Origin of the sequence: Pseudomonas sp. 32_A, from assembly GCF_017490905.1 — a bacterium.
In the GTDB taxonomy this organism is placed as follows: Bacteria; Pseudomonadota; Gammaproteobacteria; order Pseudomonadales; family Pseudomonadaceae; genus Aquipseudomonas; species Aquipseudomonas inefficax.
Genome location: NZ_JAFGYI010000002.1, coordinates 61479 through 79499, shown reverse-complemented (window position 1 = coordinate 79499; position 18021 = coordinate 61479). Strand labels below are relative to the sequence as shown.

17 protein-coding genes are annotated in these 18021 nt (G+C 61.5%); 10 read left to right on the top strand and 7 right to left on the bottom strand.

Annotation, left to right across the window (positions count from 1 at the left end; all coding sequences use genetic code 11):
• The first annotated feature begins 11 nt into the window (after positions 1 to 11).
• Positions 12 to 458, top strand: coding sequence for a GNAT family N-acetyltransferase (locus J5M58_RS01680; RefSeq protein WP_112249453.1), 447 nt, complete (start codon positions 12 to 14; stop codon positions 456 to 458).
• A gap of 7 nt (positions 459 to 465) precedes the next feature.
• A complete protein-coding gene (locus tag J5M58_RS01675; RefSeq protein ID WP_207876992.1) occupies positions 466 to 1137 on the top strand; it encodes a GNAT family N-acetyltransferase in 672 nt (223 codons plus the stop codon).
• Positions 1138 to 1321: 184 nt separating this feature from the next.
• Here J5M58_RS01675 and oadA read toward each other — a convergent pair whose 3' ends face one another.
• Positions 1322 to 3130, bottom strand: a complete 1809-nt coding sequence (oadA, locus tag J5M58_RS01670) for a sodium-extruding oxaloacetate decarboxylase subunit alpha (RefSeq protein WP_112249455.1) — start codon at positions 3128 to 3130, stop codon at positions 1322 to 1324.
• An 11-nt stretch (positions 3131 to 3141) separates the two neighbouring features.
• Positions 3142 to 4557, bottom strand: coding sequence for an acetyl-CoA carboxylase biotin carboxylase subunit (locus J5M58_RS01665; RefSeq protein WP_112249456.1), 1416 nt, complete (start codon positions 4555 to 4557; stop codon positions 3142 to 3144).
• Between the two features lie 189 nt (positions 4558 to 4746).
• Here J5M58_RS01665 and J5M58_RS01660 point away from each other — a divergent pair, with 189 nt between their 5' ends.
• Positions 4747 to 5709: a LysR family transcriptional regulator gene (locus J5M58_RS01660; protein WP_286675447.1), complete on the top strand. Its 963-nt coding sequence runs from the start codon at positions 4747 to 4749 to the stop codon at positions 5707 to 5709.
• On the opposite strand, the gene J5M58_RS27805 is transcribed toward J5M58_RS01660, so the two are convergent.
• Positions 5651 to 5869, bottom strand: a complete 219-nt coding sequence (locus tag J5M58_RS27805) for a PA3496 family putative envelope integrity protein (protein WP_080563834.1) — start codon at positions 5867 to 5869, stop codon at positions 5651 to 5653. The genes J5M58_RS01660 and J5M58_RS27805 overlap by 59 nt on opposite strands.
• Positions 5870 to 6082: 213 nt before the next feature.
• Positions 6083 to 6949: a transcriptional regulator HexR gene (gene hexR / locus J5M58_RS01655; protein ID WP_011536461.1), complete on the bottom strand. Its 867-nt coding sequence runs from the start codon at positions 6947 to 6949 to the stop codon at positions 6083 to 6085.
• A 103-nt stretch (positions 6950 to 7052) separates the two neighbouring features.
• Between hexR and zwf the strand changes: the two genes are divergently transcribed.
• The 5 genes from zwf to J5M58_RS01630 all read left to right on the top strand — a co-directional run bounded on the left by zwf (position 7053) and on the right by J5M58_RS01630 (position 12900).
• A complete protein-coding gene (gene zwf, locus J5M58_RS01650) occupies positions 7053 to 8495 on the top strand; it encodes a glucose-6-phosphate dehydrogenase (RefSeq protein WP_112249459.1) in 1443 nt (480 codons plus the stop codon).
• 88 nt (positions 8496 to 8583) lie between these two features.
• Complete coding sequence (locus J5M58_RS01645) at positions 8584 to 8898, top strand: hypothetical protein (protein ID WP_112249460.1); 315 nt, start codon at positions 8584 to 8586, stop codon at positions 8896 to 8898.
• Between the two features lie 130 nt (positions 8899 to 9028).
• The gene (uvrD, locus tag J5M58_RS01640; RefSeq protein ID WP_112249461.1) at positions 9029 to 11215 is read left to right on the top strand and encodes a DNA helicase II; all 2187 of its coding nucleotides are present in this window, start codon (positions 9029 to 9031) and stop codon (positions 11213 to 11215) included.
• Between the two features lie 308 nt (positions 11216 to 11523).
• Positions 11524 to 12378 carry a Tim44 domain-containing protein gene (locus J5M58_RS01635; protein ID WP_112249462.1) on the top strand — a complete coding sequence of 285 codons (855 nt, stop codon included), beginning with the start codon at positions 11524 to 11526 and terminating at the stop codon, positions 12376 to 12378.
• A gap of 114 nt (positions 12379 to 12492) precedes the next feature.
• Positions 12493 to 12900, top strand: a complete 408-nt coding sequence (locus J5M58_RS01630; RefSeq protein ID WP_112249463.1) for an SMI1/KNR4 family protein — start codon at positions 12493 to 12495, stop codon at positions 12898 to 12900.
• A gap of 141 nt (positions 12901 to 13041) precedes the next feature.
• Here the strand turns inward: J5M58_RS01630 and J5M58_RS01625 are convergent, their stop codons facing one another.
• Complete coding sequence (locus J5M58_RS01625; RefSeq protein ID WP_133969776.1) at positions 13042 to 14802, bottom strand: cation:proton antiporter; 1761 nt, start codon at positions 14800 to 14802, stop codon at positions 13042 to 13044.
• A 343-nt stretch (positions 14803 to 15145) separates the two neighbouring features.
• Here J5M58_RS01625 and J5M58_RS01620 point away from each other — a divergent pair, with 343 nt between their 5' ends.
• Positions 15146 to 15631, top strand: a complete 486-nt coding sequence (locus J5M58_RS01620; protein ID WP_112249465.1) for an acyl-CoA thioesterase — start codon at positions 15146 to 15148, stop codon at positions 15629 to 15631.
• On the opposite strand, the gene pdxY is transcribed toward J5M58_RS01620, so the two are convergent.
• Positions 15628 to 16500, bottom strand: coding sequence for a pyridoxal kinase PdxY (pdxY, locus tag J5M58_RS01615; RefSeq protein WP_112249466.1), 873 nt, complete (start codon positions 16498 to 16500; stop codon positions 15628 to 15630). The genes J5M58_RS01620 and pdxY overlap by 4 nt on opposite strands.
• 120 nt (positions 16501 to 16620) lie before the next feature.
• On the opposite strand from pdxY, the gene J5M58_RS01610 reads away from it, so the two are divergent.
• Complete coding sequence (locus J5M58_RS01610) at positions 16621 to 17013, top strand: DUF3301 domain-containing protein (protein WP_112249467.1); 393 nt, start codon at positions 16621 to 16623, stop codon at positions 17011 to 17013.
• Here the strand turns inward: J5M58_RS01610 and J5M58_RS01605 are convergent, their stop codons facing one another.
• Entirely contained in the window at positions 17014 to 17985 is a 972-nt protein-coding gene (locus tag J5M58_RS01605; RefSeq protein ID WP_207876991.1) for a GTP-binding protein, read from the bottom strand.
• Between the last annotated feature and the right edge of the window lie 36 nt (positions 17986 to 18021).

Here is an 18021-nt window from a genome sequence, read left to right as displayed (position 1 = left end):
AGGAATAGCCCATGTCCAGCGTTACCCTGCGTTCCGTCACCAGCCAGGACCATGCTGCCTGGCTCGCCCTGTGGCAGGCCTACCTGCACTTCTATGAATCCGAATTGCCCGAAGGGGTCAGCCTCAGCACCTGGCAACGCTTGCTCGACCCGAACGAACCGACTCATTCGGCACTGGCTTGGGTCGATGGCAAGGCCGTGGGTATGGTCAACTTCATTTACCATCGTACCAACTGGAGTATCGGTAACGCCTGCTACCTGCAGGACCTGTACGTGGACAGCACGCAGCGTGGCCTGGGCATCGGCCGCCAGCTGATCGAGCATGTCTACACTGCAGCCAAGGCCGAAAACTGCAGCAAGGTGCACTGGCTGACCCACGAGACCAACGCCACCGCCATCAGCCTGTACCAGCAGGTTGCCGAGCGCTCGGGCTTCATTCAATTCCGCAAAGAGTTCTAAGCCGAACATGACCGACGCATTGAACTGGAAACCCGCCGCAGTCCCCCAGGCAGAGCCCATCGACGGCCGCTTCACCCGCCTGGAAAAGCTCGACCCGGCGCGCCATGGCGACGATCTCTGGGAGGCGCTGCAAGGTCCGGCTGCCGACCCGGTGCTGTGGGACTACCTGCCCTATGGCCCGTTCACCGAACGTGCCGCCTTCAACCGTTGGCTGGAGGGCAACGCCGCCGGCCGCGACCCGCTGTTCTACACCGTGATCGACCGCCCGAGCGGCCAGGCGCAGGGCATCCTCAGCCTGATGTCGATCGTACCCGACCACGGCCGCATCGAAATCGGCCACGTCGCCTTTGGCGCCGCCATGCAGCGTACGCCCAAGGGCACCGAGGCGGTGTACCTGCTGGGCAAGCTGGGCTTCGAGCTGGGCAACCGCCGGCTGGAGTGGAAGTGCAACAACGCCAACGCCCGCTCCAAGCGCGCGGCGGAGCGGTTTGGCTTTGTATTCGAAGGGGTGTTCCGCAAGCATCTGGTGGTGAAGGACCACAATCGGGATACGGCGTGGTATTCGATTACCGATGATGAGTGGCCAGCGGTGGCTGCCGGGTTCGAGCGGTGGTTGAGCGAGGAAAACCAGAAGCCCGAGGGGCAGGTGCAGACCTTGGAGGCGTGCCGCAAGGGTTGAGAGTTGCACTGGACCAACCGGCCTCTTCGCGGGCTTGCCCGCTCCCACAGGTTTTCCACAGGTCTCGAGACTGGTGGTGTACCTGTGGGAGCGGGCAAGCCCGCGAAGAGGCCGGCAGATTCAACGCAAAAAAAGGGGAGCATCCGCTCCCCAGAGGTTAACCGCTTGTAGATGAGGGCTTATCTCAGCCTTCGATCTCGATCAGGATCTCGCCCGGTGTCACACGGTCGCCCTTGGCTACATGAATGGCCACGACCTTGCCGGCGATACCCGCCTGCACTTCAGTCTCCATCTTCATGGCTTCGGTGATCAACACGGCCTGGCCGGTCTTGACCATGTCGCCTTCCTTGACCAGCACATCGACGATGTTGCCTGGCATGGTGGTGCTGACATGGCCCGGGGCACTGGCCTGCTTGCGCTTGCTGCCGCCACCGCCGACGAATTCGTTGAGCGGCTCGAACACCACTTCTTCCGGCATGCCGTCGATCGACAGGTAGAAGTGACGCTTGCCTTCGGCCTTCACGCCCACACCGGTGATGTCGACGCGGTAGGTTTCGCCGTGAACGTCGATGACGAATTCGGTCGGTACACCTTCACCGCTATGGGACGCCACTGCGCCCGCTTCAGGAATTGGCAGCAGGACTTCCGGGGTCAGGGTGCCGGCTTCGCGCTCTTCGAGGAACTTGCGGCCGATGTCCGGGAACATGGCGAAAGTCAGCACGTCTTCTTCGCAACGGGCCAGGGCGCCGATGTCGGCACGCAGCTTGGCCATTTCTGGCTTCAGCAGGTCGGCGGGGCGCACATCGATCACTTCTTCACTGCCGATCGCCTGACGACGCAGCTGCTCGTTGACCACGCCCGGGGCCTTGCCGTAACCGCCTTGCAGGTACAGCTTCACCTCATTGGTGATGGTCTTGTAGCGCTCGCCGGCCAACACGTTGAAGAACGCCTGGGTACCGACGATCTGCGAAGTCGGGGTCACCAGCGGCGGGAAGCCGAGGTCTTCACGAACGCGAGGGATCTCAGCCAGCACTTCGTTCATGCGGTTGAGGGCGCCCTGCTCCTTGAGCTGGTTGGCCAGGTTGGAAATCATGCCGCCCGGTACCTGGTTGACCTGCACGCGGGTGTCCACGGCGGTGAACTCGCTTTCGAACTGGTGGTACTTCTTGCGCACGGCATAGAAGTACAGACCGATTTCCTGCAGCAGCTCCAGGTCCAGGCCGGTATCGAATTCGCTGCCCTTGAGCGCGGCAACCATCGACTCGGTACCCGGGTGACTGGTGCCCCAGGCGAAGCTGGAGATGGCGGTGTCGATGTGATCGGCGCCGTTCTCCACAGCCTTCAGCTGGCACATTGCGGCCAGGCCGGCAGTGTCGTGGGAGTGGATGAATACTGGCAGCGACTGCTCAGCCTTCAGCGCCTTGACCAGTTCACCGGTGGCGAACGGGGTCAGCAGGCCGGCCATGTCCTTGATCGCCACCGAGTCGCAACCCATGGCTTCCATCTGCTTGGCCTGCTTCACGAAGGCTTCGATGGTATGTACCGGGCTGGTGGTGTAGGCGATGGTGCCTTGGGCGTGCTTGCCGGCAGCCTTGACCGCTTCAATGGCCACGCGCAGGTTACGCACATCGTTCATGGCATCGAAGATACGGAACACATCGATACCGTTGACCGCTGCCTTGGCGACGAAGGCCTTTACCACATCGTCGCTGTAGTGGCGGTAGCCCAGCAGGTTCTGGCCGCGCAGCAGCATTTGCAGGCGGGTGTTGGGCAGCGCCGCGCGCAGCTTGCGCAGGCGTTCCCACGGGTCTTCCTTGAGGAAGCGCACGCAGGCGTCGAAGGTGGCGCCACCCCAGACTTCCAGCGACCAGTAGCCGACCCTGTCGAGCTTGTCGCAGATCGGCAGCATGTCTTCGGTACGCATGCGGGTGGCCAGCAGGGACTGGTGGGCGTCGCGCAGGATCGTGTCGGTTACGTGAATTTTCTTGGACATTATTGGGTTCCTCACAGGCCTGCGTGGGCGGCGATGGCGGCGGCGATGGCCAGGGCCAGCTCTTCGGGTTTGCGCTTGATCGAGTAGTTGGTCAGTTCCGGGTGGCTTTCGACGAAGCTGGTGTTGAACTGGCCGCTACGGAATTCCGGATTGCGCAGGATTTCCTGGTAGTACGCGGCAGTGGTCTTCACCCCTTGCACGCGCATGTCGTCCAGGGCCCGCAGGCCGCGGTCCATGGCTTCTTCCCAGGTCAACGCCCACACCACCAGTTTCAGGCACATGGAGTCGTAGAACGGCGGAATGGTGTAACCGGTGTAGATCGCCGTGTCGGTACGCACGCCCGGGCCGCCGGGGGCGTAGTAGCGGGTGATCTTGCCGAAGCTCGGCAAGAAGTTGTTCTTCGGGTCTTCGGCGTTGATACGGAACTGCAGCGCGTAACCGCGGTGCTGGATGTCTTCCTGCTTGACCGACAGCGGCAGGCCCGAGGCAATGCGAATCTGCTCACGGACGACGTCTATACCGGTGATTTCCTCGGTGATGGTGTGTTCCACCTGTACCCGGGTGTTCATTTCCATGAAGTACACCTCGCCATCGGCGAGCAGGAACTCCACGGTACCGGCGTTCTCGTAGTTCACTGCCTTGGCCGCACGCACCGCCAGGTCGCCGATGTAGGCGCGCTGCTCGGGGGTGAGCTGAGGGCTCGGGGCGATTTCGATGAGCTTCTGGTTGCGGCGCTGGATCGAGCAATCGCGCTCGAACAGGTGCACGACGTTGCCAAAGCTGTCACCGAGGATCTGCGCCTCGATGTGCTTGGGATTGACGATGCACTTTTCCAGGAACACTTCCGCAGAACCAAAGGCCTTGGTAGCCTCGGAGATGACGCGGGGGAAGTTCTGTTCCAGTTCTTCACGGCTGTTGCAACGGCGAATACCACGGCCGCCACCACCAGAGGTGGCCTTGAGCATGACCGGGTAACCGATGCGGTCACCTTCGCTCAGCGCTTCGTGAATATCGGCAACGTTGCCTTCGGTACCCGGGGTTACCGGTACGCCGGCGGCGATCATGGTGCGACGCGCTTCGGTCTTGTCGCCCATGCGGCGAATGACCTCGGCTGCCGGGCCGATGAACTTGATCCCGCGCTCGGCGCAGATCTCTGCCAGTTCAGCGTTTTCCGACAGGAAACCATAACCTGGGTGCAGGGCATCACAACCGGTTTCCACAGCCAGGTTCACCAGCTTGCGCGGGTTCAGGTAACCGGCCAGCGGCTCGGCACCAATGCTGTGGGCTTCGTCGGCGCGCTTGACATGCAACGCGTGGCGGTCGGCGTCGGAATAGATCGCCACCGAGCGAATGCCCATCTCGGCGCAGGCGCGCACGATCCGAACTGCAATTTCACCTCGGTTGGCGATCAGGATTTTTTTTATCACTGGAGTCTTCCCAAAGCCGTAGGAACAGTCGAGCCGGTTCTCCCGGTCGGCGCGTGACCAGACGTTGCTGGCCAGTCGCACATTCACCCTAGCGCTGTAGGTTGATAAACAAAAATCAATATTTGTTAGGGGCTGTATTAGCAAAAGCTTATAGTGCGGTAACAAGGTGTTGCCGAAGGGCGGATAAAAATGCGTAAGTCCTTGATGCGTATGACGTTGCGTCAATTGCAGATCTTCAACGAGGTATGCGATTTACGTTCGTACAGCCGGGCGGCGGAAGAGATGGCCCTGACGCAACCCGCCGTTAGTCTACAGATCCGCCAGCTCGAAGAGCTGATCGGCCAACCGCTGTTCGAGTACGTGGGCAAGAAGCTCTACCTGACCGAAGCTGCCGAGGCCCTGCAACGCGCCAGCCACGATATCTTCGGGCGCCTGGAGAGCCTGGACATGCAGCTGTCGGACATGCAGGGCTCATTGCAGGGGCAGTTGAAGCTGGCGATCGAGTCCAGCGCCAAGTATTTCGTGCCACACCTGTTCGCTGCCTTCAAACAGCGTCACCCGGAGGTCAACCTGACCCTGACCGTGGTCAATCGCGCCCAAGCCATCCGCCGCTTGTCGGACAACCGCGACGACCTGATCATCATGTCCATGGTGCCGCAAGACATGGGCCTGGAGTTTCTGCCGTTCCTCAACAACCCAATCATCGCGGTGGCGCCGCCCGAGCACCCGCTTTGCAAGCTGGAGCAACTGCGCCTGCAGGACCTTGAGCCTCATACCCTGCTGGTGCGCGAACAAGGTTCGGGCACACGCAAGGCTTGCGAGGAATACTTCAAGGACAAGCGCGTGCATTTCACGCAGACCTTGGAGGTGGCTTCGGCAGACGCCCAGCGAGAGTGCGTGATCGCCGGCTTGGGCATTGCCATGCTGACCCGCCATGCGGTCAACCTGGAGCTGGCCACCGGTGTGTTGAGGGAGCTGCCCGTGGAAGAACTGCCGCTGTACCGCAGCTGGTGCGTGGTGCAGTCCAAGGCCAAACGGCAGTCGCCGGTGGCCTTGGCTTTCCTGGCGTTCATTCGCAGCGAACGTGCGTTGATCAGCGCGCTGGTTGAGCGTTTTTCGGGGAAGCTGCTGCCGACGCCTGCCAGACCGTGAGCTCTTGCAGCTCCGGGTAGTCCACTAGCTCGCGGAGCAGTTGACGTTGGTCGCAATAGCTCTCGATCGCGCGGCGGTATTCCATGCGGCGCTGATCCTTTTCCTGCTGCTTGCGAGCCTTGGCGCTGGGTTGGTACGTACCGTCGAAGTCACGAGCCATTGCCTGTCTCCCAGATAGATGCGGGAACTTCAGACTCGCTTTGGCGGTTTACGGTTTGGCTGTGGAATGGTGACAAAACAGTGAAATTTATAGCACCTGTGCCGACCTCTTCGCGGGTAAACCCGCTCCCACAGGTGCTCACCAGCCTCAAGGACGGTGCAGTACCTGTGGGAGCGGGTTTACCCGCGAAAGGGCCGGCACAGGCAACGACAATCAGTCGTCGGTAGCCTTGATCGACTTGGGCGACAAGCGCAGGCTGCGCAAGCTGCGCTTCACGCTCTTCAGGTGGTTGACCAGGCTCGGCCCGCGCGCCATGGCCACACCCATGGCCAGCACGTCAATCACCACCAGGTGGGCGATACGCGAGGTCAGCGGGGTGTAGATTTCGGTGTCTTCATGCACGTCGATTGCCAGGTTTACCGTCGAAAGCTCCGCCAGCGGTGTCTGGCTGGGGCACAGGGTAATCAGGTTGGCACCGCTCTCACGGACCAGGTTGGCGGTAATCAACAGGTCCTTGGAACGGCCCGACTGGGAAATGCATACCGCCACATCACCCGGCTTCAGGGTCACCGCCGACATCGCCTGCATGTGCGGGTCGGAATAGGCTGCCGCGCTGAGCAGCAGGCGGAAGAACTTGTGCTGGGCATCGGCCGCTACCGCACCGGAGGCACCAAAGCCATAGAATTCCACACGCTGCGCCTGGGCCATGGCGGTCACTGCCTGCTGCAGCGCCTGCGGGTCGAGGTGCTCGCGCACTTCCATCAGGGTGTGCAGCGTGGTGTCGAAGATCTTCAGGCTGTAGTCGGCGACCGAGTCGTCTTCATGAATGGCGAACTGGCCGAAACTGGCCCCCGCAGCCAGGCTCTGCGCCAGCTTCAGCTTCAGGTCCTGGAAGCCCGAACAACCGATCGCACGGCAGAAACGCACGATGGTCGGTTCGCTGATACCCACGCTGTGCGCCAAGTCGGCCATGGAGCTGTGCATGACGGCAGCCGGGTCGAGTAGCACGTGGTCGGCCACTTTGAGTTCCGATTTGCGCAGCAGGTGGCGCGATTGGGCGATATGTTGCAACAGATTCACAGGCTGGACTCGGTTATGATCGGCTGGCCGGGTTGTAGCTATCTTGTAGTTATACTACATGGACGCCAACCCGCCCAGTTAAACGAACGTGGAGAGTGGTGGTTTGACTATTCCTTGCGACATTCTGGTCTTCGGCGGCACCGGCGATCTGGCCCTGCACAAATTGCTTCCGGCGCTCTACCACCTGTTTCGCGAGGCCCGTCTTGACCCTGCCGTGCGGATCATCGCACTGGCGCGACGCAACTTGCCACGCAATGACTATCTCAAGCTCGCCGAACGCCATTGCCGGGCACAGATCGCCCGCAACGACTTCGACGAAGAGGTCTGGCAGCGTTTTTCCGCGCGCGTCGACTATTTCGCCATGGATGCTTCGCAAAGCGCCGATTTCGGCCGCCTGGCGCGTTACCTGGGCGAGCCCGGCGGCTTGACGCGCATCTTCTACCTGGCCACCGCCCCCAACCTGTTCGTGCCGATCGCCAAGCACCTGCACAACGCCGGCCTGGCCGACGCCGAAGCGCGCATCGTTCTGGAAAAGCCGATCGGCCACTCGCTGGAGTCGGCTACCGCCATCAACGAAGCGATCGGCGCAGTGCTTGAGGAAAACCAGGTATTTCGCATCGACCACTACCTGGGCAAGGAAACCGTGCAGAACCTGATGGCCCTGCGTTTTGCCAACGCCCTGCTGGAGCCAGTGTGGCGCAACAGCCAGGTCGACCACGTGCAGATCAGCGTTTGCGAGACCCTGGGGGTAGAGAACCGCGGCGCCTACTACGACCGCGCCGGGGCGACCCGCGACATGCTGCAGAACCACTTGCTACAGCTGCTGTGCCTGGTGGCCATGGAGCCCCCCGCGCAGTTCGAGGCCGAAGCGGTGCGTGACGAGAAAGTGAAGATCCTGCGCGCCCTCAAGCCCATCACAGGTCAGGACGTACAGGACAAGACCGTACGCGGCCAGTATGGCGCCGGGCACATCGGCGGCCAGGAAGTGCCGGCCTATTATTTCGAAAAGGACGTCGACAACGACAGCGACACCGAAACCTTCATCGCCATCGAGGCGCACATCGACAACTGGCGCTGGGCGGGCGTGCCCTTCTACCTGCGTACCGGCAAGCGCATGGCACGCCGCTCATCGCAGATCGTCATCCAGTTCAAGCCGGTGCCCCACGAGCTTTTCAATGGTGGCCAAGTCAACCAGCTGCTGATCCAGCTGCAACCGGACGAACGCATCAGCTTGCGCATGATGACCAAGAGCCCGGGCAAGGGCATGCGCCTGGAACCTGTGGACCTGGATCTGAACCTGGCCCAGGTGTTCAGCCAGACCCGCCGCTGGGACGCCTACGAGCGGCTGTTGCTGGATGTGCTTGAGGGCGACTCGACGTTGTTCATGCGCCGCGACGAAGTGGAAGCGGCCTGGGCCTGGATCGACCCGATCATCAAGGGCTGTGAAGAGCACTTCCAGGCACCAAGACCGTACCCGGCAGGCAGTAACGGGCCGGAGCAAGCCAACAGCTTGCTCGCCAGGCATGGCAGGCACTGGCATAGCTGAAGCACTGCCCTGCTCCCGTGTCAGATGAAAGAGCAGAAAGTAGCCCCAGCGCACTGGCGCTACTTTCAACACGAGACAGGAACAGACAATGGCTATTATTACCAACCTCGTTGCAGTCAATGACATCGCCCACGGCAAGCAGGTGTTCAGGGTTCATGGCACCGTTACGGTCGCCACCCCGGCCATCGAACCGGTGCTGGTCGAACCCAAGCTGCGCCACAGGGGTGGCTGGGAAGTGCTGGAGCTTCAGCTGGTGGATAGCGGCGCAATCACCCCGCAGGTCCTGACGGAAAAAACCGTGGTTTTCGAACGTGCAGGCGGCACTGGCTGGAAAACCGTGGAGATCATCCATGCTGACGGTTCTCAGCGCTGCGAAATTCGCACCATCGAAGCGATTGACTGAGCCGCTGCCGGCCAGGTCGCCTGAACGGCGGCCTGGCACCTGCCATCGGCTCGATGAACGGGCATGCGGCAGGTGAATATTCATACAGTAGAAGTTTGCCCCATTTCCTGCTGCGCCCTAGAATGGCCCGATGCGCACAGACGACCTCTCCCTCCTGCTGAATTCCCTCAACGATGCCCAACGCCAGGCCGTAGCGGCCACGCTCGGGCGTCAACTGGTGCTTGCTGGCGCCGGTTCCGGTAAAACCCGCGTGCTGGTGCACCGCATTGCCTGGCTGATCCAGGTGGAGCAGGCATCGCCGCACTCGATCCTGTCGGTGACCTTCACCAACAAGGCCGCGGCAGAAATGCGCCAGCGGATCGAGCAACTGCTGGGCATCAACCCGGCGGGCATGTGGGTCGGCACCTTCCACGGCCTGGCCCATCGCCTGCTGCGGGCGCACTGGCAGGAAGCACGACTGGTGCAGAACTTCCAGATCCTCGACAGCGACGACCAGCAGCGCCTGATCAAGCGGGTGATGCGCGAGCTGGGCCTGGACGAGCAGAAATGGCCGGCACGCCAAGCCCAGTGGTTCATCAACGGGCAGAAGGACGAAGGCCTGCGACCGCAACATATCCAGGCCGGGGGCGACCTGTTCCTGTCGACCATGCGCGACGTCTATACCGCCTACGAACAGGCCTGCGAGCGCGCCGGGGTCATCGACTTTTCCGAGTTGCTGCTGCGCGCCCTTGACCTGTGGCGCGACCATCCCGGCCTGCTGGAACACTATCAGCGGCGTTTCCAGCATGTGCTGGTAGACGAATTCCAGGATACCAACGCCGTGCAGTACGCCTGGCTGCGCCTGTTGGCACGCGGTGGCGCCAGCCTGATGGCAGTGGGCGATGACGACCAGTCGATCTACGGCTGGCGCGGTGCCAAGATCGAGAACATTCACCAGTACACTGCCGACTTCCCAGACGCCGAAATGATCCGCCTGGAGCAGAACTACCGCTCCACCGGCGGCATCCTCAAGGCGGCCAACGCGCTGATCGCCAACAACAGCGGGCGCCTGGGCAAGGAACTGTGGACCGACCTGGGCGAAGGCGAACCGTTGACCCTGTATGCGGCCTACAACGAGCACGACGAAGCGCGCTACGTGGTGGAAACCATCGAAAGCCTGGTCAAACAGGGCAACGCGCGTAGCGAGATCGCCATCCTGTACCGTTCCAACGCCCAGTCGCGGGTGCTGGAAGAAGCCCTGCTGCGCGAACGCATCCCCTACCGCATCTACGGTGGCCAGCGCTTCTTCGAGCGCGCCGAAATCAAGAACGCCATGGCTTACCTGCGGCTGATCGAAGGCCGCGGCAACGATGCTGCCCTGGAACGGGTGATCAACGTGCCGCCACGTGGCATTGGCGAAAAAACCGTCGAAGCCATCCGCGAGCATGCCCGCCACAGCCAGCTGTCGATGTGGGAAGCCATGTGCCAGCTGCTCGCTGCCAAAGCCCTGAAAGGCCGCGCCGCCAGTGCCTTGGGTGCGTTCATCGAGCTGATCGAGGGGTTGGCTGCCAAGGTCGTGGACATGCCACTGCATACCATGACCCAGACCACCATCGAGCAGTCCGGGCTGATCATCTATCACCAGGAAGAAAAGGGTGAAAAGGGCCAGGCACGGGTAGAAAACCTTGAGGAACTGGTCAGCGCAGCGCGCAACTTCGAGTCCACCGAAGAAGACGCCGACCTCTCGCCACTCTCGGCGTTCCTCGGCCACGCCTCGCTCGAGGCAGGCGACGCCCAGGCCGACGAGCATGAAGACAGCGTCCAGCTGATGACCTTGCACAGCGCCAAGGGCCTGGAGTTCCCGTATGTGTTCCTGGTGGGCATGGAAGAAGGCCTGTTCCCGCACAAGATGAGCCTGGAAGAGCCTGGCCGCCTGGAAGAGGAGCGCCGCCTGGCTTATGTGGGCATCACCCGCGCCATGCGCCAACTGGTCATGACCTACGCTGAAACACGTCGCCTGTATGGGAGCGAGACCTACAACAAGGTGTCACGTTTCGTACGCGAAATTCCGGCGGGCCTGGTTCAGGAAGTGCGCCTGTCCAACAGCGTCAGTCGCCCGTTCGGCGGGGCCAAGACGGCGACGAACAGCAACCTGTTCGCCAATGCCAGCATTCCGCAGACCGCGTTCAACCTGGGTCAGCGTGTGCAGCATGCGGTGTTTGGCGAGGGTGTGATCCTTAACTTCGAAGGCTCCGGCGCCCAGGCACGGGTGCAGGTGAATTTTGCCGAAGGCAGCAAGTGGCTGATGCTGGGGTATGCCAAGCTCGAGGCCATCTAAAAGCCTGCGCAGGTCCTTGTAGGAGCGGCCTTTGTGGGAGCGGCCTTTGTGGGAGCGGCCTTGTGTCGCGAAAGGGCCGCAAAGCGGCCCCACGATTGTGGCTTTGACGCTGATATCTTAGGGCTGCTTCGCAGCCCTATCGCGACACAAGGCCGCTCCCACAGGTATTGGGTCAGCATTCAAAAAGTCCGGTCCAGCCGGGTTTGTAACACTCAGGCAAAAGCTAGAAACATTATGTCGCTGGTCATGTGCCTGGGAACCTGTGCACCATGACGCGCGTGCAATCCACAACAGGGGATATCCCACTTATGCAACGTTTTCTTAGCATCGCTCTGGCGCTCTGCGTCGGCCTGACGCTGAGCCTGGACGCCAACGCCAAGCGTTTTGGCGGCGGCAAGAGCTCGGGCTCCGCGCCTATCCACCAGACCCGCCAAGCCACGCCAACCACGCCTGCCGCCGCGCCGACCGCACCTGGCCGTGCCGCTCCGGCCGCCAGCGGTGCTTCGCGCTGGTTGGGCCCTCTGGCCGGCCTCGCTGCCGGTGGCCTGCTGGCTTCCATGTTCATGGGTGACGGTTTCGAAGGCTTCCAGATCATGGACTTCCTGATCGTGGCGCTCATCGCCTTCCTGGTGTTCCGCTTCATCGCCGCGCGCCGTCGCCAGCAGCAGCCGCAAATGGCCATGCCAGGTCATGCGCCGATGCAGCGTGAAGCTCACGGTCAGCCTGCCCAGCCGTCGATCTTCGGTGGTTCGGCCGCACCTGCCGCCGCAGCCGCCCCGGTGATCAACGCCCCGGCCTGGTTCAACGAGCAGAACTTCCTGGCTGCTGCCCGTAACCACTTCCAGGCGCTGCAGCAGCACTGGGACGCCAACGAGATGGACAAGATCGCCGAGTTCGTCACCCCGCAGATGCTGGAGTTCCTCAAGCGCGAGCGCGCCGAACTGGGTGATGGCTTCCAGTCCACCTACATCGACAACCTCGAGGTGCAGCTGGACGGTGTCGAAGACCGCGCCGACCGCACCGATGCCACCCTGACCTTCCGTGGCATGTCGAAGAACTCGCGCTTCGACCAGGGCGAAGTGTTCAGCGAAAGCTGGCACATGGTTCGCGCCCAAGGCGAAAACCAGCCTTGGCTGGTGGCCGGTATCCGTCAAAACGGCTAACCGTTGCGTGCTGCACAAAAAACCCCGGGCCTGTCCCGGGGTTTTTGCTTTTGCCAGAGTGGCCTACTAGGGTATAACGCGCAGCGTTGTCATCTAGGTCAGAGGAAGTGAACCGTGGAAGAAGTGATCGAACAACTCCGTGAAGCCAACGAGCCAGTGCCGGTGCCCCTTGAGCTTCCCGACGAGGACCAGCTGGTCGAGATCGAAGAAGAGCTGTTCATCAACATTCCGTTCGTGTTCAAAGAGTTCCTGCTGACCGTCAGTGACGTGGTGTATGGTTCACTGGAGCCGGTGACCGTTACCGACCCACAGTCGCATACCTACCTGCCGGAAGTCGCCGCCAACGCCTGGGATGCCGGCGTGCCACGTGACCTGATTCCATTGTGTCAGGACGGCGACAACTACTACTGCGTCGAAGAGGATGGCACCGTGGTGCTGTGGGATGCCGAAGAGGAAAGTGTCGGCGAAGACAGCTGGGAATCGGTGTGGCACTGGGCGCGGGATGTCTGGCTGGAGAGCTGATTCCAACCTCTGTTTTGATGCTGTACTGCACAAAGGTCAGCACCCATGCAGTACCTGTGGGAGCGGGCGCGCCCGCGAAGAAGCCAGCACGGTGATTGGCCCCAGCCGCGCCGGTGTTCGCGGGCATGCCCGCTCCCACAGTCAGTGCGTATTCTCGCGGCTGTTCTCCAGCGTCTCCAGCAAGGCAATCTGCATGCGCGTATGCACGCGGATAAACCAGCGCCACAGCAAGGCCACCACTACCGCAGCCACCACGGCAATCACCAGCAGCAACTCGCTGGTCGGCAGAATGCTCGCCGACAGCGCCGATAGCAGCAGGAAAATAACCAGCAGCGACAACAGCGGGATCACCTCGGCAATCACACGACGCACGCGCTGGGTATGCCGCCCGGCCATTTCCGGCTTGACGCCCATCTCTGCCAGTAGCATCGACAGTGCCTTGAGCTTGCGATAGGCAGCAATCAGGAATGGCAACGACAGCAACAACGCTGCGCCCCATATCAGCGCTTTCTGTTGGCTGGCATCGCTGACCCACTCGCTGAGCCAGTTGCCGATCCGCCCTGCGAAATAGCCACCACTGAAGAAGATGGCGATTACCAGCGCCAGGTTCACCCCAACCTGCAACAGGATGCGCCGGATCATCGCCGCGAGCATGGCGCTCTCGCCCTGCGGCTGGATGCTGCGCAACCATTCGCCATACAACGACAGCACCCGCGCCAGGCGGCTGGGTACCACCTTGCCCAGCTTGAGCGACAGCGGGTCGGCGGCACGGATCAGGTAGGGTGTCAGCAGCGTGGTGATTGCAGACACCGCCACAGCCACCGGGTAGAGGAAGTCGCTGGTCACCTGCAGGGTCATGCCCAGCGCGGCGATGATGAAGGAAAACTCGCCGATCTGCGAAAGCCCCATGCCCACTCGCAGCGATGTACGCCCGTCATTGCCCGCAATGAACGCGCCCATGCCGCACGACAGCATCTTGCCCAACACCACTGCCAGGGTAATGACCACGATCGGCCAGGCGTAGTCGATCAGCACCTGGGGGTCGATCATCAGCCCGATGGCGACGAAGAAAATGGCGCTGAACAGGTCACGCACCGGTTCGATCAGGCTCTCGATCTTAAGCAACTGGCGCGATTCGGCCATGATCGCGCCAATCAGGAAGGCACCGAGCACCATGCTGTACTCCAGCTTGACCACCAGCAGGCAAAAGCCGAAGCACAGGCCCAATACGGTAATCAGCAACATCTCGTTGCTTTCGAATTTTGCCACGTAGGCCAGCAGGCGTGGCACCAGCAGGATGCCGATGACCAACGCGACGATCATGAACAGCGACAGCTTGCCGACAGTGGAGAACACCTCGCCCGAGCTGACCGTGCCGCTGACGGCGATGCCCGACAGCAGGGCGATGATGCCGATGCCAAGGATGTCCTCGACTATCAGTACGCCAAAGATCAGCTGGGCGAAGCGCTCGTTCTTCATCTTCAGGTCGTTGAGCGCCTTGACGATGATGGTGGTCGAAGAAATCGCCAGGATGGCGCCGAGGAACAGCGAATCCATGGTGTTCCAGCCGAACCAGCGGCCGATCTCGAAGCCGATCCAGATCATCAGCACGATTTCCAGGAACGCCGCGATGAACGCCGTGGCGCCTACCTTGAACAGCTTGCGCAGGCTGAATTCGAGCCCCAGGCAGAACATCAGGAAGATCACCCCCAGCTCGGCGAGGATCTTGATGGTGTCTTCGTCGTGGATCAGGCCGAACGGTGGGGTGTGCGGGCCGATGATGAAGCCGGCGACGATGTAGCCCAGCACCACAGGTTGCTTGAGACGGTGAAAGAGAACGGTGACCACGCCGGCGACCAGCATGATGACTGCCAGGTCCTGGATAAAGCTGATGGCATGCATGGCGTGATACTCCTTTTCTCGTCCGTTGCTGGATGCCTGGGCAGACCGCTCCTCTGCCAAGGCAACCCTGAGCGAGCAGCAAGTACATACTGTTTTGAATGCATGAAAAGCCCATGTTGCATGGGTGTAGTCAGGTTAACATCGCACCCCGCCGCAAATAGGCGGTGCAATATGCAGAAACAGATCGGCTGGAAAAGCGCCGCTGATGGCATGATCGGCGTGACGATGGAGCGTCAGCCAACGTCCCGTACCAGGAAGGCAAATTCAAAAGAGGGGAATACAAGTGTCTGCAGATAATGCCCCCCGTTCGCCCGATTCAGCGCAACCTCACCGTGAGCACACTATGGAACCTGGAAACGCCCAGCTGAGCATGACCGTCCTGATGACCCCGGACATGGCCAACTTTTCTGGCAACGTACATGGCGGCACCCTGCTCAAGTACCTCGACGAAGTGGCCTATGCGTGTGCCAGCCGCTATGCCGGCAGCTATGTAGTCACCCTGTCGGTCGATCAGGTGATCTTCCGCGAGCCGGTGCACGTGGGGGAACTTGTTACCTTCCTGGCGTCGGTCAACTACACCGGCAACACCTCGATGGAGGTGGGCATCAAGGTGGTGACCGAAAACATCCGCGAGCGCTCGGTACGTCATTCCAACAGCTGCTTCTTCACCATGGTCGCGGTCGACGACAACCGTCGCCCGGTGCCGGTGCCGCCACGCCAGCCGCAGAGCAGTGAAGAAAAGCGCCGCTTCCTTCAGGGCCAGCAACGCCGACAGATCCGCCAGGAGCTGGAAAAGCGTTACCAGGACCTGAAAACCGACTCGATTTAAAGCGCCAGAAGCTGTGCCTCGAAGCGCACCCTTGGGTGCGCGATGCGGTCCTGGGCCCGCACCAACTGCAGTTCATAGCTGGCGCATACCTGAGTTTCCAGCAGCACTTCGTGTACGGCCGCAGCGGTGAATTCGAACGCCTGGACCCAGCTGTCGCCGAGCAGGACGCGAGCCAGGAACAGGCCTGAGGTCAGGTCCCCCACCCCCACCGGCTGCCGCGGAAACGCCAATAGCGGGCGACGCAGGTGCCAGCTGTGCTCGGCGGTCACCAGCAGCATCTCGAACTGGTCCTCGGCGCGCCCGGGGTAGGCCAGGTGCTTGACCAGCACCACCTGCGGCCCTCGCTGCAACAGGCTGCGCGCCATGTTCACGCAGTCCTCCAACGACTGCGCCCGGCGGCCACAGAAGCTGTCCAGCTCCAGCTGGTTGGGGCACAGGATGTCAGCCCTGGCGGCCGCCTCGTCGAGCAGGAATTCACTGACTTCCGCAGGCACGATGCAACCCTTCTCAGGGTGCCCCATGACTGGGTCGCACAGGTACAAAGCCTTTGGGTTCACTGCCTTGATCCGCTCGACGCCGGCCAGAATCGCCCGGCCTTGTTCGGCACTCCCCAGGTAACCGGACAACACCGCATCGCAATGGCCCAGCTCGCCGATGTTGGAAATGCCTTCCACCAACGCAGGAATTTGCGCAGGAGCAAGCACTTCACCTGCCCACTGGCCATACTGTGTGTGATTGGAGAACTGCACGGTATTGAGCGGCCACACATTGACCCCGATACGCTGCATGGGAAATACCGCGGCACTGTTGCCGGCGTGGCCGAACACCACATGGGACTGGATGGCGAGCAAGTGCGGGGTACGTTTCATGCGGGAGGTTTCCAAAGCTGTTTCAGTGATTGTGCGCAAGGCAGTATGAACTCGATTGCCACCTGTACGACAGGCCAGGGACGCAGTTAAGCTGGATCGACCTGTTTGGAGCATATGCAAATGTTGACCCTGGAAAACCTCTTCGTCCTGATGCTGGTCGCCACGGCAGGCGCCTGGTTGTGGCACAACCACGGGTTGCGCGAGAAAGCCCTGGAACGGGTCAAACAGCATTGCACCAAGCTCGACCTCGAACTGCTCGACGATGCGGTCGCACTCAAGCGCATCGCCTTTGTCCGTGACGCCAACGGCCGCAAGCGCCTGGCGCGCGTCTATGCCTTCGAGTTCACCGTCACGGGCGAACAGCGCCACCCCGGTACCGTGACGCAGTTCGGCGCCCACAGTGTGCAAATCGAACTTGCGCCCTACCCGTTCGAGATCAAGACCCCACCGCGCGCCGACAATGTCATCGAAATGCAGCAGTGGCGCCAGGAGCACAACCGCTGGCGCAACTGATCAACTGATACGACATTCGCTCAACCCGGCCTGCAGCGCGGATTGCGATTGCGGCTGGTCGAAAATCAGCTCGATGCGCGTATCCCTGCGCCAGTCGCTGGGCTGCCAGGCGGGCATGTCCCCATTCAGGCCATTGAATGATTGCCAGCCCTCCACGCTGTGGATAACCCCCTTGGCGCGTCGCCACGGCCAAGCCCGCAAGAACGCCTGCAGCCGCTGTGGATAAAACTGCTGGCCAGGGTGCCAGCGCCAGCCAATGCTCCAACCCCCTTCTCCCTGCTGGGCAAGACAGATCGGCTGGCCAGGGTCCGTCCATAGCGTCGCCGTTGGATTTCCAGGATTGTCGACAATACTGTTATCCACAAACGGGCTGTCAACAATGCCATTGGGTACGGCCGGAAGCTCTGACAAGGGCAGCTTACCTTGAACGGTCCAGAACAGTCTTTTCCCAATTAATTTGTTTTTTATCAACAGCTTGTGTTTTTCATCCACAGCCTCTGACTTGTTCAATACGACGCTTTCAGCAGCCTCGAGGGCCTGCTGTTGAGCCTCTGGAAGCTGCTCGCACCGAACCATCGACTGCGCATCCACAACCATCAGCAATGGTTGTATTGTCAGCACTCCAGCCCATGGGGCTTTTTGCAACTGAGCCAGCAACTGCAACGGATGACCCAGCCCGGACGGCTCGATGAACAGCCGGTCAGGGCGGGATTTGCGCAGCAGTTGGCCCAAGCCCACCTGAAACGGCATGCCATTGACGCAGCAAAGGCATCCACCTGCGACCTCGCCGATGGCGATGCCGTCTTCGTCACGGCTGAGCAAGGCAGCATCCAGACCTACCAGGCCAAATTCGTTTATCAATACAGCCCAGCGCTCATTGGCCGGGCGCTGGGCCAGCAGATGACGGATCAGGGTCGTCTTGCCGGCCCCCAGCGGGCCGGCAATCACGTGAGTAGGAATGTTCTGCAGCATGGGGCGGCTTCGGGCGATGGTGATGCCTCACTATGC

What these genes read in the sequence shown, in the direction of transcription:
- J5M58_RS01680 (WP_112249453.1), top strand. Translation starts at nt 12, where the DNA reads ATGTCCAGCGTTACCCTGCGTTCCGTCACCAGCCAGGACCATGCTGCC.
- J5M58_RS01625 (WP_133969776.1), bottom strand. Translation starts at nt 14,802, where the DNA reads ATGCATGCCATCAGCTTTATCCAGGACCTGGCAGTCATCATGCTGGTC.
- J5M58_RS01645 (WP_112249460.1), top strand. Translation starts at nt 8,584, where the DNA reads ATGGCTATTATTACCAACCTCGTTGCAGTCAATGACATCGCCCACGGC.
- J5M58_RS01620 (WP_112249465.1), top strand. Translation starts at nt 15,146, where the DNA reads ATGGAACCTGGAAACGCCCAGCTGAGCATGACCGTCCTGATGACCCCG.
- J5M58_RS01610 (WP_112249467.1), top strand. Translation starts at nt 16,621, where the DNA reads ATGTTGACCCTGGAAAACCTCTTCGTCCTGATGCTGGTCGCCACGGCA.
- J5M58_RS01660 (WP_286675447.1), top strand. Translation starts at nt 4,747, where the DNA reads ATGCGTAAGTCCTTGATGCGTATGACGTTGCGTCAATTGCAGATCTTC.
- J5M58_RS01635 (WP_112249462.1), top strand. Translation starts at nt 11,524, where the DNA reads ATGCAACGTTTTCTTAGCATCGCTCTGGCGCTCTGCGTCGGCCTGACG.
- J5M58_RS01605 (WP_207876991.1), bottom strand. Translation starts at nt 17,985, where the DNA reads ATGCTGCAGAACATTCCTACTCACGTGATTGCCGGCCCGCTGGGGGCC.
- pdxY (WP_112249466.1), bottom strand. Translation starts at nt 16,500, where the DNA reads ATGAAACGTACCCCGCACTTGCTCGCCATCCAGTCCCATGTGGTGTTC.
- J5M58_RS01675 (WP_207876992.1), top strand. Translation starts at nt 466, where the DNA reads ATGACCGACGCATTGAACTGGAAACCCGCCGCAGTCCCCCAGGCAGAG.
- oadA (WP_112249455.1), bottom strand. Translation starts at nt 3,130, where the DNA reads ATGTCCAAGAAAATTCACGTAACCGACACGATCCTGCGCGACGCCCAC.
- J5M58_RS27805 (WP_080563834.1), bottom strand. Translation starts at nt 5,869, where the DNA reads ATGGCTCGTGACTTCGACGGTACGTACCAACCCAGCGCCAAGGCTCGC.
- uvrD (WP_112249461.1), top strand. Translation starts at nt 9,029, where the DNA reads ATGCGCACAGACGACCTCTCCCTCCTGCTGAATTCCCTCAACGATGCC.